Annotated in this window: 12 protein-coding genes; 2 read left to right on the top strand and 10 right to left on the bottom strand. The window is 61.2% G+C overall.

What is annotated here, in order from left to right; all coding sequences use genetic code 11:
• The first annotated feature begins 146 nt into the window (after nucleotides 1–146).
• Together BM235_RS09145 and BM235_RS09140 are read left to right on the top strand one after the other, a co-directional pair.
• Complete coding sequence (locus tag BM235_RS09145; protein WP_090111879.1) at nucleotides 147–914, top strand: ABC transporter ATP-binding protein; 768 nt, start codon at nucleotides 147–149, stop codon at nucleotides 912–914.
• Between the two features lie 34 nt (nucleotides 915–948).
• Nucleotides 949–2,895, top strand: a complete 1,947-nt coding sequence (locus tag BM235_RS09140) for an ABC transporter permease (RefSeq protein WP_090111877.1) — start codon at nucleotides 949–951, stop codon at nucleotides 2,893–2,895.
• Nucleotides 2,896–2,986: 91 nt separating this feature from the next.
• On the opposite strand, the gene BM235_RS09135 is transcribed toward BM235_RS09140, so the two are convergent.
• The 10 genes from BM235_RS09135 to BM235_RS09085 form a co-directional block, all read right to left on the bottom strand.
• The gene (locus BM235_RS09135; protein ID WP_090111875.1) at nucleotides 2,987–3,793 is read right to left on the bottom strand and encodes a polysaccharide deacetylase family protein; all 807 of its coding nucleotides are present in this window, start codon (nucleotides 3,791–3,793) and stop codon (nucleotides 2,987–2,989) included.
• A gap of 137 nt (nucleotides 3,794–3,930) precedes the next feature.
• Complete coding sequence (locus BM235_RS09130) at nucleotides 3,931–4,527, bottom strand: Uma2 family endonuclease (RefSeq protein ID WP_090111873.1); 597 nt, start codon at nucleotides 4,525–4,527, stop codon at nucleotides 3,931–3,933.
• Nucleotides 4,528–4,688: 161 nt separating this feature from the next.
• On the bottom strand, nucleotides 4,689–5,147 hold the full coding sequence (locus BM235_RS09125; RefSeq protein ID WP_177244213.1) for a hypothetical protein: 459 nt from the start codon (nucleotides 5,145–5,147) through the stop codon (nucleotides 4,689–4,691).
• 115 nt (nucleotides 5,148–5,262) lie between these two features.
• Nucleotides 5,263–6,165: an ABC transporter ATP-binding protein gene (locus BM235_RS09120; RefSeq protein ID WP_090111871.1), complete on the bottom strand. Its 903-nt coding sequence runs from the start codon at nucleotides 6,163–6,165 to the stop codon at nucleotides 5,263–5,265.
• Entirely contained in the window at nucleotides 6,158–7,168 is a 1,011-nt protein-coding gene (locus BM235_RS09115; protein ID WP_090111869.1) for an ABC transporter ATP-binding protein, read from the bottom strand. Before BM235_RS09115 ends, BM235_RS09120 begins: the two co-directional genes overlap by 8 nt.
• 314 nt (nucleotides 7,169–7,482) lie before the next feature.
• Nucleotides 7,483–8,328 (bottom strand): ABC transporter permease, encoded by an 846-nt coding sequence (locus BM235_RS09110; protein ID WP_090111868.1) that lies wholly within the window; start codon nucleotides 8,326–8,328, stop codon nucleotides 7,483–7,485.
• A gap of 4 nt (nucleotides 8,329–8,332) precedes the next feature.
• Entirely contained in the window at nucleotides 8,333–9,283 is a 951-nt protein-coding gene (locus BM235_RS09105; RefSeq protein WP_090111866.1) for an ABC transporter permease, read from the bottom strand.
• A gap of 88 nt (nucleotides 9,284–9,371) precedes the next feature.
• Entirely contained in the window at nucleotides 9,372–11,021 is a 1,650-nt protein-coding gene (locus BM235_RS09100) for an ABC transporter substrate-binding protein (protein WP_090111863.1), read from the bottom strand.
• Between the two features lie 900 nt (nucleotides 11,022–11,921).
• Nucleotides 11,922–12,245, bottom strand: a complete 324-nt coding sequence (locus tag BM235_RS09090; protein ID WP_090111859.1) for a cupin domain-containing protein — start codon at nucleotides 12,243–12,245, stop codon at nucleotides 11,922–11,924.
• A 115-nt stretch (nucleotides 12,246–12,360) separates the two neighbouring features.
• Nucleotides 12,361–14,502 (bottom strand): heparinase II/III domain-containing protein, encoded by a 2,142-nt coding sequence (locus BM235_RS09085; RefSeq protein ID WP_090111857.1) that lies wholly within the window; start codon nucleotides 14,500–14,502, stop codon nucleotides 12,361–12,363.
• Nucleotides 14,503–14,523 lie beyond the last annotated feature (21 nt).

The following is a 14,523-nucleotide window of genomic DNA, read 5'->3' as shown; positions in this document are numbered from 1 at the left end:
TCCCCGCCGCCCCCCGCGCAACACGCCGTATGTGACAATATTGTTAGGTTGGGCGCCCCGGCTGTTCGGTTGAACGCATAAGGGATCCTGTACAATAAATATCGCAGGCCTGACGCTCTTGAATGGCGGAGATGGAGGAATAGAAGATGAAAACGATCGTGGAAGCGAGAAACGTGCAAAAGACATACGGCGCGAGAGGCAATCTGTTCACCGCGCTGCAGCATATCGACCTGACCGTCGCGGAAGGCGAGTTCGTCGGCATCATGGGGCCGTCCGGCTCGGGCAAGTCGACCCTGCTGAACCTGCTGTCGACGATCGACAGGCCGACCTCGGGCGAGATCGAGGTGGACGGCGTCAGCATTCTGAATATGGACGAGGCTCGGATGTCGGCATTTCGCAGGGACCGGCTGGGCTTCATTTTCCAGGACTTCAATCTGCTCGATACGCTGACGGTCCGGGAGAACATCGTCCTGCCGCTGGCGCTGGCGCGCGCCGACCTCGCGGAGCTCGAGCGCCGCGCGCTTGAGATCGCCGAGCGCTTCGGCATCCGGGACATTCTGGACAAGTACCCGTACCAGATCTCCGGCGGGCAGAAGCAGCGCACGGCGGCCTCCCGCGCGATCGTCGCGAAGCCTAGCCTCGTGCTGGCCGACGAACCGACCGGCGCGCTCGATTCGAAGTCCGCCACGGACCTGCTCGAGTGCCTGCAGGAGCTCAATATGCGCGAGCGCGCGACCATCCTCATGGTCACGCACGATCCGTTCGCCGCCAGCTATTGCTCCCGCGTGCTGTTCATCAAGGACGGCAGCGTCTTCACAGAGGTCGGCAGAGGCGAGACGGCACGGCCGCTGTTTTTCAAAAAAATCATGGACGTGCTGTCGGTACTCGGCGGCGGCGCGCCGGTCGGCGGATGATTCTCCGCGCGATCGCGGAAAGGAGAGGCTCGGCATGACGCCATGGGATCTGGCCAAGAAAAACATGAAAGGCAACGCCCGTAATTACGGCATTTATTTTGTCTCGATGCTGATCAGCGTCGTCATCTACTTCACGTTCGTCAGCCTTCAATACAACAAAGATATCGAAGCCGGGATGGCTTCTTCTCAAAACCTGCGCACGGTATTCATGGGCTCGTCGGTCGTGCTGGCCTTGTTCGCTGCCGTATTCATCGGCTACTCCAACGCCTTTTTCACGCGCAACCGCAAAAAGGAAATCGGGCTGTACGCGCTGCTCGGCGTACGGCGCAAGACGATCGGACGGATGCTGCTCTACGAGAATCTGATCCTGAGCGCCCTCGTGCTGGCCGCAGGCATCGGCCTCGGCACGCTGCTGTCCAAGCTGTTCGGCATGATCCTGGTCCGGCTGCTTGGCACGGGCGCGACGACGGCCGTCGGCTTCGGACTCTCGCTCGAAGCGGCGGCGAACACGATCGCCGTGTTCGCGCTTATCGTACTGGCGACCTCGCTCCACAGCTACCGGCTCATCTATAAGTTTCCGCTCATCGAGCTGTTCAGAGCGGACAAAAAGGGCGAGCCTGCGCCCCGCGTCTCGGTGTGGGCGGCGCTCGCTGCCGCGCTGTTAATCGCGGCGGGCTACATCGCGGCGCTTCGGGAGATTCATACGACCGAGCAGTTCGCGCTCAATATGGGCATCGCCCTCGTCTGCATCCTGCTCGGCACCTGGCTGCTGTTCCGCGCGGCCGTGCCGGCGCTGCTCGCCGCCTGGCGCAGGAATAAATCCCGCTATTACCGGGGCACCGCCATGATCGGGGTCTCGCAGCTCTTGTTCCGCGTGCGCGGCCATGTCCGCACCTTTTCGATGATCGCGCTGCTAAGCGGCATCACCCTCGGCATTTTCAGCATCGTGTACATCCAATATTACTTCGCGGAACGCAGCACCGCCGAGAGCCGGCCGTTCAGCTACGAGCATGCGTCCGTCGATCCCGCGTTCGACGAAGCCGTCCGGAATATCATCGGCGCGGACAGGGACCACCCGGTCGTCTCGCATCTCTCGATTCCCGTCGTCGAGCTGGACGCGAGCCTGACCAACCTGCGCGACATTCCGATTCACTACTATTCGTACGCCGAGCCGGGTAAGTCTGTCTCGATATTGTCCGCCAGCGCCTACAACGAGGCGGCCAAGGCGCTCGGAAGGCACGAGACGGTCCGGCTGGCGTCAGGAGAAGCAGCGGCCATCCGGCCGATGCTGGACGATCAAACTTTTGCGGAATACGCCGGGCAATCGCTTGAACTGCGCATCGGAGACGGGAAAAGAGCGCTGCCCTTCGTGGCCTTGCTGGAAGGACGCGTGCTGAGCTGGCGGTTCCCGGACTTGTTCGCCGTCGTGGACGACGGGACATGGGCCGAGCTCGCGAAGGCCGCGGCGCCGACCGTGTTCGAGGTCTACAGGGTCGAAGGACAGGAACAGGCGGGCGCGACCGCCGACCGGCTAAGCGCGCTGGCCGCGGGCCGCGACGATGCGCGCCTGAACATGTTCTACGCGGAATACAAGCGCACGCAGGAAGAGTCGGGATTGTTTCTGTTCATCGTCGGCTTCCTGGGGCTCGTCTTCCTCGCGGCCACGGGCAGCATGATCTACTTCAAGCAAATGACGGAAGCGCACGCGGACATCGGGCGGTACGCGGTGCTGCGCAAGCTCGGCGTCAGCCGCCGGGAGCTGCGGCGGACGATCGCCTGGCAGACGCTGTTCGTCTTCGTCCTGCCGCTCGCCGTAGGCACCGCTCACGGCTACGTGATCATGAAGGTATTCACCGCCGGACTCGTCGGCATGAACTTCACGATCCCGATCCTGCTGTCGATGGGCGCGTATGTCGCGGTATACTTCGTCTACTATGCGGTATGCGTCTATTCGAACGACCGGATTCTGAATCCGGCGTGACGGGGTACTTGCGGCGCAAAGAGCAGAGACCGCGCGGTCTCTGCTTTTTCTGCTTCAGGTACGCGCGCGGCGGAATCCAGCGTGCTTATGTTTACAAACGCTTCAGCTCGCCCGGCCCGACCGGAACGGCCTCTCCGTCGGCCGCGATCCAAACCTCGAGCGCGGACGGATTGTGCACGATCGTGCAATCAGCGGAAAACCGCAGCCGGTCGAGCGCCTGCTTGTAGGCGACGATCTCGGCATTGGTCGCCTTCCACACGTCGTCCGCGCCGGCCAGCTGCTCGCCGACGGTGTCGACGAGATGCCAGTTGTCGTCCGACTCGAACTCGTAGCTGTGCCCCCAAATGTAGAGCAGCGACATTCTGCCGAAGCGGTCCTGATAGCCAAGGAAGTCCTCCGTGCGCTCGACCATCTGCTTGTGGTGGCAGGTGGGATGCCAGCGCAGGAAATCGGCCGGCAGCCTATAGCCGCCATGGCTGTTCGTCGTGCGGGCGTATTCGATGCCGAACGCGGGCAGCGCCGCGACGACGCGGTCGTCGTACGTGCCGAACGGATAGCTCATGCCGCGGACGGGATAGCCCGTCAAGCGCTCCAGCGCCTTGCGGTCCTCCCAGATCTCGCCGGCCAGCGCGTCGGTCGGGAGCAGGTCGAGAAACGGATGGTTGATCGTATGCGCAGACACCTCGTGCCCCTCGAATAAGCCGGCGATCTCGTCGGCGCCGACGTAGCCCTCCAACCCCAGCTTGCCTGCGTTCAGGTGAAACGTTCCTTTGAGACCATAGCGGTTCATCGCCTCAACCAGCCTGCGGTCGTGCGTCCTGCCGTCGTCGAAGCTGAACGTGACCGCTTTGCGCCGGCCTCCCGGAAAACACTTGAATTGAATGCTCACGCGTTCCATCTCTCCTCTATGGCGATAGCGGCTATGAAAATAGCGGCTTTAATCCTTTACCGCCTTAATATATAAGCGCATGAATGAACAAGTCAAACGTCATGCCTGGACTGACCTTGCCGGGCTGAAGCGCGCATCGTTCGGCCTCAGCCGCCTGCGAGCAAGCGACCGATCTGCTCCTCCGCGAACAGTTCGCTGAGCGCGAACGAAATGCACGGCAGCTTGTCCGATACGACGCGGTCTTCTCCCTCGAACAACTCGGTCAGCGTCAGGCGGTTGCCCTCTTGTTCATAACGCTCGAGCGTTCGGGCCACCGGATCGAGGATCCAATACTCCTGCACGCCATGCTTCCCGTAGATGTCCAGCTTGCGCACCTTGTCCCTGTGCCTGGAACCGGGCGACAGCACCTCCACGACGAGATCGGGCGCGCCTTCGATGCCGCGCATCGTCATGATGTCGGTCCTGCCCCGGTGAATGAAGATGACGTCCGGCTGCGCGACATTTCTCGGGCTTAAGATGACATCGAGCGGGGCAAGCAAAATAAAGTACTCCGAGCTGCAACTCTGCGTGATTAGATGCAGCTTGGCACCAAGCATTTGATGCACGAGCGACGGACCCGACATCAGCTCGAGCGACCCGTCCAGCACCTCGTAACGCTGCCCGTCCTCCGGCAGCTCCGCGTAAATGTCGTACGTCACGCGCTTCTGTCTGATCGCCGCTTCCCATTCCTTTTTTTTATCCATGGCAAGCACCCTCCCTTTAGCAAAAAAGCCCCGTCAAAGCGACACGTGACGTGTTCGGCTCTGACGGGGCGCTTCCCCGCGTTCATTTCTTCTGTACTTATTATGGACAAGACTGGATATTCTGTCAACGAAGTTTCAACTCAGCAATCATGCCGCTGCGTTCAGCGCTGGATCGGTTCGATCACGTAGACGCTGCGTCCTTCGCCCGAAACCTCCGCCGCCTTTTCCTCTTCCTCGCGAACGCGCCAGCCGAAGGAAAGTACGGATGCCAAGCGCGCCTTTTCGTCGGTACTCAGCGAAGCGCGGACAGCCTCGGCTCCCGCCTCCAGCAGCAACTCCGGCTCAAGGCCGAGCGCGACCCGAATCCAGCTGTGAATGCCGCGCACCGTGTTGTACTTGATCTGGTAACCTTGCGTGACGGCCGCTTCGAACGTCTCGGGCTCCTCCGCGGCGAAGGCGGAGAGCGCCTCGTACTTGAACTGAAACGGACTCTCGTCGACCGGCAGCTCGCCCGAACGGACGCGCGCGAACAGCTCCTCGTTAGACCATCCCAGCGACCTCAACGACTCCACCAACAGCGCGTCCCACTGGGACAGCCTCGCCTGACTTGTCGTGCTCATGTTCATCCGCTCCTTTAATGACACTATAAATGCTCCGATAGCACGGCTCGATTCATGACGCAACTGCGCTTTCCTCGCTTACGCGGCTCGATTCGCGGTGCAGCCGCGCTGTCCTTCACGGAATCGCAGCGAAATGCCCCGGCCCGACCTCGCGCAGCGGTGCGCCCTCGCCGGTCCACGCCGCGCGGTCCCAGGCGATCCGCTTGGCCGCGGCACGCGGGTCCGGCACCGGAATCGCCGACAGCAGCGCCTGCGTGTACGGATGCAATGGGTTGTCGTACAGCTCGTCGCTGTCCGCAACCTCGACGAGGCGACCCGCGTACATGACGCCGATCCGGTCGGAGATGTGGCGGACCATCGACAGGTCGTGCGCGATAAACAGGTACGTCAGGCCGAATTCGGCCTGCAGGTCCTCGAGCATGTTCACGACCTGGGCCTGCACGGACACGTCGAGCGCGGAGATCGGCTCGTCGCACACGACGAACTCCGGCCGAACCGAGAGCGCCCTTGCGATCGACAGCCGCTGCCGTTGGCCGCCGCTGAATTCATGCGGATAACGGGTTAGATGCTCCGGCTTAAGCCCGACCTTGACGAGCAGGTCCGCGACCGCTTCCTTGCGGGCGCTCCCGGCATGCACGCCGTGAATGTCCATCGGCTCGCCGATCAGCTCGAGCACGTTCATGCCCGGGTTCAGCGACGAGTACGGGTCCTGGAAAATGCTCTGGATCCGCCGGCGGAAAGGACGCAGCGCTTTGTCGTCGAGCGCGGACAATGGCTGGCCGTCGTATAAAACTTCGCCCTCCGTATAGTCGTACAGCCGCAGCAGGCAGCGCCCGACCGTCGACTTTCCGCTGCCCGACTCGCCAACGAGGCCGAACGTCTCGCCTTTGCGAATGCCGAAGCTCACGCCGTCGACCGCCTTCAACACCTGCGTCGTTCTGCCCCAGACATCCTTTTCTTTGACGAAATGCTTCTTGAGATCCCGGACGTCTACCAGCGTCTTGGCCGCCTTATCCATCCGAATCCCTCCTCCCGCTTCTCGCCGCCGAATGCTCCGCATCGTGAAGCCAGCACAGCGCGCGGTGGCCCTCGCCGAGCTCGAACAACGGCGGCCGCTCCACGCATTTGCCGAAGGCGTGCGGGCAGCGCTCGATGAACGGGCAGCCCGGCGGCGGATCCAGCAGATCCGGCGGCGTCCCCTCGATCGGTACGAGCCGCTCGCGCGTGCCTCCTCCGCGCTTGGGCACCGACTTCAGCAGCCCCTGCGTGTACGGATGACCGGGGCGATAGAAGATGTCCTCGACCGTCCCTTCCTCCATCACCATGCCCCCGTACATGACGACGACCCGCGTGCACACCTGCGCGACCACGCCGAGATCGTGCGTGATCAGCACGATGCCCATGTTCGACTTCGCCTTGATATCCTTCAGCAGGTCGAGGATCTGCGCCTGGATCGTCACGTCGAGCGCCGTCGTCGGCTCGTCGGCGAGGAGCAGCTCCGGCTCGCAGGAGAGCGCCATCGCGATCATGACCCGCTGCCGCATGCCCCCGCTGAACTCGTGCGGGTACTGCTCCAGCCGGCGTTCGGGCTCGCCGATGCCGACCTCGCGCAGCTTGGCGACCGCCTCCAGCCTCGCGGCCTCTTTGCCGAGCCCGCGGTGCCTGCGGATTACTTCCGTCATTTGCGCGCCGATCTTTTTTACCGGATTGAGCGCCGTCATCGGATCCTGGAACACCATCGCGATCCGGTTGCCCCGCAGCTTGCGCCAGCGGCTGTCGGACCAGCCCAGCAGGCTCTCGCCGCGGTAGCGGATATCGCCGCCGATGACGCGGCCCGGCGGGCCGATCAGGCCCAGGGCCGCCTTCGCCGTCACGCTCTTGCCGCTGCCGGACTCGCCGACGATCCCGACCGTCTCTCCCGCGTCGACGTGCAGGCTCACGCCCCGCACCGCTTGGTTCTCCCCGCTCCGGGAGTAGAACGACACGCGGAGATCCTCCATTTCAAGCAGCCGTTCCGTCATGCCCCGTTCCCTCCTTTTACATTGGATGGTGCCTTGCCTTTGATCTTCCTCGCTATATCAAACCTCAACTGCCGTATCGAACGGACACAGCTTCCGCTATTCCTCTCAACCGCAACCGAATCCGGTCCGCCGCGGACCCAGGATCCGCTATTTGATCCGAAAATACCGAATTCCGCGCTCAATTCCACGTTTAACGGATCTGTAGTCCGCTTACCACGCCTTAGCCGCCCTTTTGGCAAAATAACGGATCGTGTGTCCGAAAAGCTCATTTGTCAGCAACTGCGTCATGGCAGCGTGGCGCGAATCTGAACCTCCTAGCGCTTGACGAGCTTCGGCTCGAAGCCGACGCGCAGGATGTCGCCCAGCACGTTGAAGCTGAGCACCGTCAGCAGGATGAACAAGCCCGGAAACACCGCGAGATAAGGCGCCTGCCCGATCAGCCCCTGGGCGTTGTTCAGCATGCTGCCCCACGTCGCGTTCGGCGCCTGGACGCCGAAGCCCAGGAAGCTGAGCGACGACTCCATCATGATCGCCGAGGCGATGTTGTTCGTCGCGCCGACGATGACGACCGGCATCAGGTTGGGGAAAATATGTCTTCGGACGATGCCGAAGGCGCCCTGCCCGGACGCGCGCGCGTACAGCACGTACTCCCGTTCCTTGAGCGACATCGTCTCCGCCCTGACGATCCGCGCGATGTTCATCCACATCAGGAGCGAGATGATGATAATGATGTTGCCGACGCTCGGCTTCAGGAATACGCTCAGCAGCAGGAGAATGAGGAACGACGGGATCGACATGATGACTTCGACGAGCCGCATAAGCAGGTTGTCGATCCATCCGCCGAAGTATCCGCTGACGACGCCGACGATGACGCCGATGCCCGTCGCCAGGATCATCGACGCGAAGCCGACCGTCAGCGAGACGCGGCCGCCGTACAGCGCTCTGGTGAAGTAATCCCGACCGTAGTCGTCCGTCCCGAACCAGTGGTCGGCGTTCGGCGGCTTCAGCCGTTCGAGCGCGTTCAGCGCGTTGGGATCGTGAGGAGACAGGAAGGCCAGCGCGGCCGCGATCGTGAACAGGACAAGGATGATAATGCCGGCGATGCCGAACGCGCTCGACCGCAGCTCGCCCGCGACGCTGCGCCATTTGCTCCGGTTCATGTGGTCACCTCTTCGATTTGATTCTCGGGTCCGCGATGCCGTACAGTAGGTCCGCGGCCAGATTGCCCAGGATGAGCAGGACGGATGAGAACAGCGTGATCCCCATGATGACGGGATAGTCCATGCCCCTCACGGCCGTCATGCCGAGCGAGCCGATGCCCGGCCAGGAGAAGACCGTCTCCGTCACGATCGCGCCGGCGACCAGCTCGCCCATCGACATGCCGAGCAGCGTGATGATCGGCAGCAGGACGTGCTTCATCACGTGCCTGAACAGCACGATGCGCTTGGTCGAGCCGTAAGCGTATTGAATCTGCACGTAATCCTCCCGCAGCTGTCCGATCGTGCTGGAGCGAATGTAGCGGACATAGACCGCGAGGAAGCTGAATGCCAGTACGGCGCAGGGCATGATGCCGTGCTTCAGCACGTCGAATGCGCTGTTCACGCCGATCGTGCGCATGCCCATACTCGGGAGCCAGTGCAGATGGATGGAGAAAAAGTAAATCATCAGGATGGCGAGCCAGAACAGCGGGACCGAGATGCCGACGTAGGCGACCAGGTTGACGAGCTTGTCGATCCAGCGGCCCCGGTAGGCGCCGGCCGCCAGCCCGAGCGGGATCGCCAGCAGCACCGCCAGCCCGATCGCGGAGCCCATGAGTCCCGCCGTCGCCGGCAGGCGGTCCAGAATCTGATCCATGACCGGCTGATGATTGACCAGCGAGTAGCCCAGATTGCCGGTCACCGCTTCTTTGATCCACAGGAAGTACTGGACGTAAGCCGGCTTGTCCAGTCCGAGGTTGTGGCGGATGCGCTCGATGTCCTCGGGGTGCATGTTCGGCGTGACGAACGACAGCACCGGATCGCCCGGCGCGAGCTTGATCATCGCGAAGCAGACGATCGACACGAACAGCAGCAGCGGGACCGTCTGCAGCAGCCTTCTAATTAAGAGTTGTCTCATTCCGTACGCTCCCAGGCCTTAGACGTACAAAAAAATAAGCTGGACGAACCAGCTTATTTTCTTGCGCGTCCGGTATTTCAACAGCGTCTTATTTGACGTACAGCTTGGATGGATCCTCGAAGATGACGACCGGCTTAAGCACGGCTTCTTCGATGCCGCCGTATCTCTTGTCGACCGCCACGATCGTCTTGGTGTACGCGATCGGGTAGATCGCGGCGTCCTCCGCGACGAGCTTCTGGGCGTTCTTGTAGATCTCTTCGCGCTTGGCCGCATCCCCTTCGCCGGAGCCTTGCTTGAACAGGGCGTCCACCTCGGGATTGCTGTAGTGCGAGTAGTTGGCCGATCCGTCGGAGGTGAACAGCATGCTGTACGCATCCGGATCGAAGCCCATAATGTAGCCGCCGACGACGAGATCGAAGTCCGTTGCCTTCGGATCGGTGAACTTCGCCCCGAACGCCGAGGCGTCCATGCTGTTCAACTCGACCGTGATGCCGACTTCCTTCAGCTTCTGCTGCACGTACAGCGAGATTGCTTCTTGCACCTTGTTGCCGCTCGATACGATGAAGCGCAGTTTCGCGTTCTTCACGCCCGCCGTCTGCAGCAGTTCCTTCGCCTTGGCGACGTCGTTGTCATAGGTCGGTACGTCGTTCGTCTGGTAGAGCACGTCCGGCGTCAAGAACGAGTGGGCCGGATCGGCATAGTCGGCGGAAGCATAGGCGACCTGGATCAGCTCTTCGCGGTTCAGCGCGTAGCCGATCGCCTCGCGGACTTCCTTCTTGGCCAGCAAGCCCGAAGCGCTGTTGTGGTTGAACAGCATGTAGGCGAGGCGGCCTTCGCTATAAGGCAGGATCTCGAAGTTGCCCGAAGCCTGGATCGTCGATACGTCCTGCGGATCGAGATACTTGACGTTGATCTCGCCATTCTGCAGCGCCAGGTTGGCCGCGTTCGTATCCTTGGCGATCCGGTACGTGATCGAGTCGAGATGAGGCTTGCCGCCGAAGTAGCCGTCGAAGCGCTCGAGCGTCAGATACTCGCCGGTCTTGTATTCCTTGAACTTGAACGCGCCGGAACCGACCGGTGCTTGGTTCTTCGGGCTCTTCTCGATGTTCGCTTCGTTCTCGTAGATATGCTTCGGAATCGGGAACACCTGGACCAGCGTCGCCTCGAAGCCCGGCGCGACCTGCGGCAGCTTGAGCTGCACGGTCGTGTCGTCCACCTTCACCGCTTGGACCGGCTTGCCGCCGATGATGAAATTGCCGCGCAGGAAGCTGTTCTGCGACTCGTCGAGGATCTTGTCGATCGTGAACACAACGTCGTCCGCGGTCAGCGGCTGGCCGTCATGCCAGGTCAGGCCGCTCTTCAGCTTCATCGTATACGTGAGCTTGTCCTCGGACAGGTCGAGGCTGTCTGCGAGATAGTACGTCCGCTTGCCGTTGTTCACCTGGAACAGCGGCGCGTAGAGCGCCTGGTCGATCGTCAGGCTGACGCGGTCGCCAGCGTAGTTCGGATTGAGAATGACCGGATCCGCGGCGACGGCGAGGATCAGGCTGCCGCCGTCTTTGGCTTCGCCGCTTGCCGCCGGCTGCGAGCCGGAAGCCGAAGCGGTGGCGGACGCAGTGCCCGAAGCGCTCGGAGAAGCGTTGTTCGCGTTGTTGTTGCCGGAGCACGCGCTTGCGAGCATGGTCAGCAGCGCAAGTACGATGATGCCGCTAAAGCGTTTTTTGTTGCGGTTAAGCATAGTTTCACCCTCCACTGTATCTCTGTATCTGTTTTTGTAACAGTTTTATTATAGTACATCGGCTTACTCGGGATTGCAAGATTTATTTCAAAAGTTTTTGTCGAATGCTGACGAATACACCGACAACTTCCTTATTATAACGATCGCGCCGGTGCCCGGCAACCACGTTGACTAATTATGGTATCCCACAAGACGGAATGAAGTATGCGCGGGCGGTCGAACCGAGGCTAGCAATTGCGGACGCGGAAGTACGTAGGCATGCGGGTGCACGGAGGCCAATCGCCTCCTGTAGTGAAGGCGCTGAGCATCATGCGGGCGCACGGAGGCCGATCGCCTCTTGTAGTGAAGTCGATGAGCATCATGCGGGCGCCTGGAGGCCGATCGCCTCTTGTAGTGAAGGCGATGAGCATCATGCGGGCGCCTGGAGGCCGATCGCCTCCTGTAGGGAAAGCGATGAGCATCATGCGGGCGCCTGGAGGCCGATCGCCTCCTGTAGTGAAGGCGATGAGCATCATGCGGGTGCACGAAGGCAGATCGCCTCCTGTAGGGAAGGCGATGAAGCATCATGCACGCGCCTGGAGGCCGATCGCCTCTGATCCCTGCTATAAGATTTAAAATGGATGAGGGGACGCTCCGGAACACAAGGCTGTTATGCAAAAAAAGAAGCCGTTCGCCGGATCGCGAAACAGCTTCACTTCGAACACACGTGTGGGTAATGTTTATAAACAACGCTCTTCATTCGCTTGAGATAATGCTTTCTTTCATCTCATTCAGAATCGTTCTCATGAAGCCCAATGCGGCATGCCATTGCGGGTCCGACGGTCAAACACGACAGATTCGCATACGAGCCGGGCTGGCGTATGGCGCAAATTCCAATCAATCCGCGATTCCTCCGGCGATTCAAACTCGTTTAAGCAAGTCGTCTCGAAGCGGCGTGAACGTATCGAGCAGCGTCCCTTCTTCGATCGCCGTCGTCCTATGGACGGCACCGCTCGGGATGACCAGCGTCTCGCCTTGCTTGAGCAGATGTTTGACGCCATCGATGCGGAACTCGAAGCTTCCCTTTAAGCAATAAGTCAACTGCTCGTGCGGATGGGAATGCGCGTAACCTTGGGCGCCCTCTTCGAAATGCACCTCCATCATCATTAGCGATCTTCCCGGCTTGAACACCCGGCGTTTGATGCCGGGCTCCGCCGATTCCCAATCGTCCTTCTCGTACGGCATGTTCTGTCCTCCTCTCGTCGGTTCCTTTTAATGCACGATCGCCGCCATCGGCCGATGTGCGGGATTTCTTGCACTTTGGAGCCCTACAGCCAGAGATCCCGGATCGTCTATCATTCTATTCTATTAATCTCAAGTACGCTTGAGCGTGTTGCCAGTCCAACTCCCATTCCCGCTCAGATCCGCCCGCGCTTAGCCGTATGTGCAATCGTCCCTCCTCCCTGGACTCGACGCAAAGCGAGAGAGACGCCCCTTCCCTCGGCTCCGCCGAGGAGGCATTCGATTCATAGGCAAACGCATGGATAAAAATGACGTCGCGTCCGTTTGCGTCGGCGACGCGGCGGATCCACGTCCGTCGCTGCCTGCTCGGCGGATTGTCGGGCGTGCGCGCGAGCAGAACCTCGGAAGGATGGGAACACCAGCCGGCTTGTAGAAGCGCCCCCTCCTCCACCCGCCATCGTTGCATGTTTTCGGCTTCGTCCGGACGCCGCCGCACCTCGTTGATCCAGTCAGACGATCCCGTGCTTAAGCGGCCGTACCATTCGTTCCATTCGGGGCCTTCCTCCTCTAACTCGCCGCTCATATGGTACAGGAGATCCACATCTCGCTTTGCAGGGGACGACACCCGCACGATATCGAGCAACGCCTCGTCCGTCAGCATGTCGATGCGACCGATCCGGACTCCGCGGTACGCGTCCTCGTCCCAGGTGCACATCTCCGCCGGCAGAACGATCGCTCCCTTCATTCGATAACGAGACGGGTCGTCGTCATCCGCCCATTCCACCCGGCTCTCCACCCACGAGCCCCAAGTCTCCTTCAGGTACTGAACCCGCTCTCCGTCCGCCGGAGGCTGATCGCATCCGTTAAGCGAGACCGTATTGTGCGAGTACGTGTGCTTGAACCAGCCATAGTGGGCAGGCACCGCGTACGAAGTCGTTCCCGGATCGACAAAAAGCGGCAACGAGCCGACCGAGAACGATAGCCCGAGCCGATCCATATGGTCGTGTTCGCCGCCGAACGGGCTATGCTTGACGAGCAAATGCCAGCCCTGCCGATTGACTAGCTTCGTCAGCCCGCAGTATGGGGAGGAGGCATCCGATCGTACGGTTTGACGAAGCGAAACCGGAGAATCGGAGGGACCGTCGCTGTCGTTGGACAGCTTGTGTCCATAAGCCAGCGCCTGGAACGAATCGCGCTTCGCAGGGGCAAACCCGGCTCCTAAGACTCCCCTGCTGTCCATTCCGTAAGCCAGCCGAAGCGCGTCGGCGTAGCGTTCGCGCCCGAACCAGCCGTAGGCGATCTCGTAGTAGGGGGCTAAGTCGGCCAGCGTCATCCCGTAGCTGGCGTCGTTGACGTTCGGTAGCCGGCCGTCCGGCAGAACATAGCCGAGCGGCAGGTTGAACATGCGCTCGAGCACGGGAAGGCCGTTTAGCTGCGAGCCTGTCCCTTCGACCATCATGGCGCACCGCAGCAGCGATTCGAACGCGTAGAAGTGATAGTGGAAGTTGCCTTCGTACCACATCCCGTCTTCGAGGACGCCCCTCTCCAGTTGTTTGAGAAGCCCGTAAGGACCTTCGAGTCCGCTTCGAATAATCCCGGGGTCGCCGAGCAAGTGACCCAGTATGGAAAGGGCGGAAGCGATCAGCACCGCGTGATTGTGGATCTGCTCCTCCTGATAAGCCGCGAGGAAGCGTGCGCACGGTAGCAGAAGCCCTTCGCGAACCCGCGCATTTTCTTCCCGCGTTAGCGCAGATTCGGCAAAGCGAAAGGCGTCGCACAAATCGATGATCCAATGCGCTTCGTCGAGCGTCTGCGCGAATAGCTTGCCGGGACCGTTGTACGGGATGCCCCCGTGAATCTCGCAGCCTTCGTAGTGCTCGGCATACGCGAGCAGAACGGATTTGGCCCACTCCGCTGCGACCGCGTCGTTCGCCAGAAATCCGTAGATCGAAGCGGCACGGGCGCCCTTGCCGATTCGCTCGTGAGCGAGCTTCCTCCAAGCCCCATCGTAAGGTTCGCCTTGGCAGACCGTGCCGCAGAAGGAACAATGGTGCTCGCCTGGACGATCCCAGTCGAAGACCAGCCGCGTCCCGTCCTTCGGACAATAATAGTAGTGCGACCAGTCGCACCGTTCACTCGAACCTATCTCGTAACGGATTCGCAGCGCGGTCTCCGCCTCCGTCCGAAGCCGTTCGACCGCGGCCGTATAAACAGGATCCGCAGCCTGCAAAAGGATTCGATTCATTCGCTCTCGATTCATGGCTGCCTCCCCTGCTTCTCC

This window comes from Cohnella sp. OV330 (assembly GCF_900112065.1).
Taxonomy (GTDB): domain Bacteria; phylum Bacillota; class Bacilli; order Paenibacillales; family Paenibacillaceae; genus Cohnella.
The sequence above is the reverse complement of the archived record's forward strand: the minus strand, read 5'-3'. Positions and strand labels throughout refer to the sequence as shown.

Excerpts from the sequence above, each read along its gene's own strand:
- BM235_RS09145 (WP_090111879.1), top strand. The coding sequence starts at position 147 with ATGAAAACGATCGTGGAAGCGAGAAACGTGCAAAAGACATACGGCGCG.
- BM235_RS09140 (WP_090111877.1), top strand. The coding sequence starts at position 949 with ATGACGCCATGGGATCTGGCCAAGAAAAACATGAAAGGCAACGCCCGT.
- BM235_RS09135 (WP_090111875.1), bottom strand. The coding sequence starts at position 3,793 with ATGGAACGCGTGAGCATTCAATTCAAGTGTTTTCCGGGAGGCCGGCGC.
- BM235_RS09130 (WP_090111873.1), bottom strand. The coding sequence starts at position 4,527 with ATGGATAAAAAAAAGGAATGGGAAGCGGCGATCAGACAGAAGCGCGTG.
- BM235_RS09125 (WP_177244213.1), bottom strand. The coding sequence starts at position 5,147 with ATGAGCACGACAAGTCAGGCGAGGCTGTCCCAGTGGGACGCGCTGTTG.
- BM235_RS09120 (WP_090111871.1), bottom strand. The coding sequence starts at position 6,165 with ATGGATAAGGCGGCCAAGACGCTGGTAGACGTCCGGGATCTCAAGAAG.
- BM235_RS09115 (WP_090111869.1), bottom strand. The coding sequence starts at position 7,168 with ATGACGGAACGGCTGCTTGAAATGGAGGATCTCCGCGTGTCGTTCTAC.
- BM235_RS09110 (WP_090111868.1), bottom strand. The coding sequence starts at position 8,328 with ATGAACCGGAGCAAATGGCGCAGCGTCGCGGGCGAGCTGCGGTCGAGC.
- BM235_RS09105 (WP_090111866.1), bottom strand. The coding sequence starts at position 9,283 with ATGAGACAACTCTTAATTAGAAGGCTGCTGCAGACGGTCCCGCTGCTG.
- BM235_RS09100 (WP_090111863.1), bottom strand. The coding sequence starts at position 11,021 with ATGCTTAACCGCAACAAAAAACGCTTTAGCGGCATCATCGTACTTGCG.
- BM235_RS09090 (WP_090111859.1), bottom strand. The coding sequence starts at position 12,245 with ATGCCGTACGAGAAGGACGATTGGGAATCGGCGGAGCCCGGCATCAAA.
- BM235_RS09085 (WP_090111857.1), bottom strand. The coding sequence starts at position 14,502 with ATGAATCGAGAGCGAATGAATCGAATCCTTTTGCAGGCTGCGGATCCT.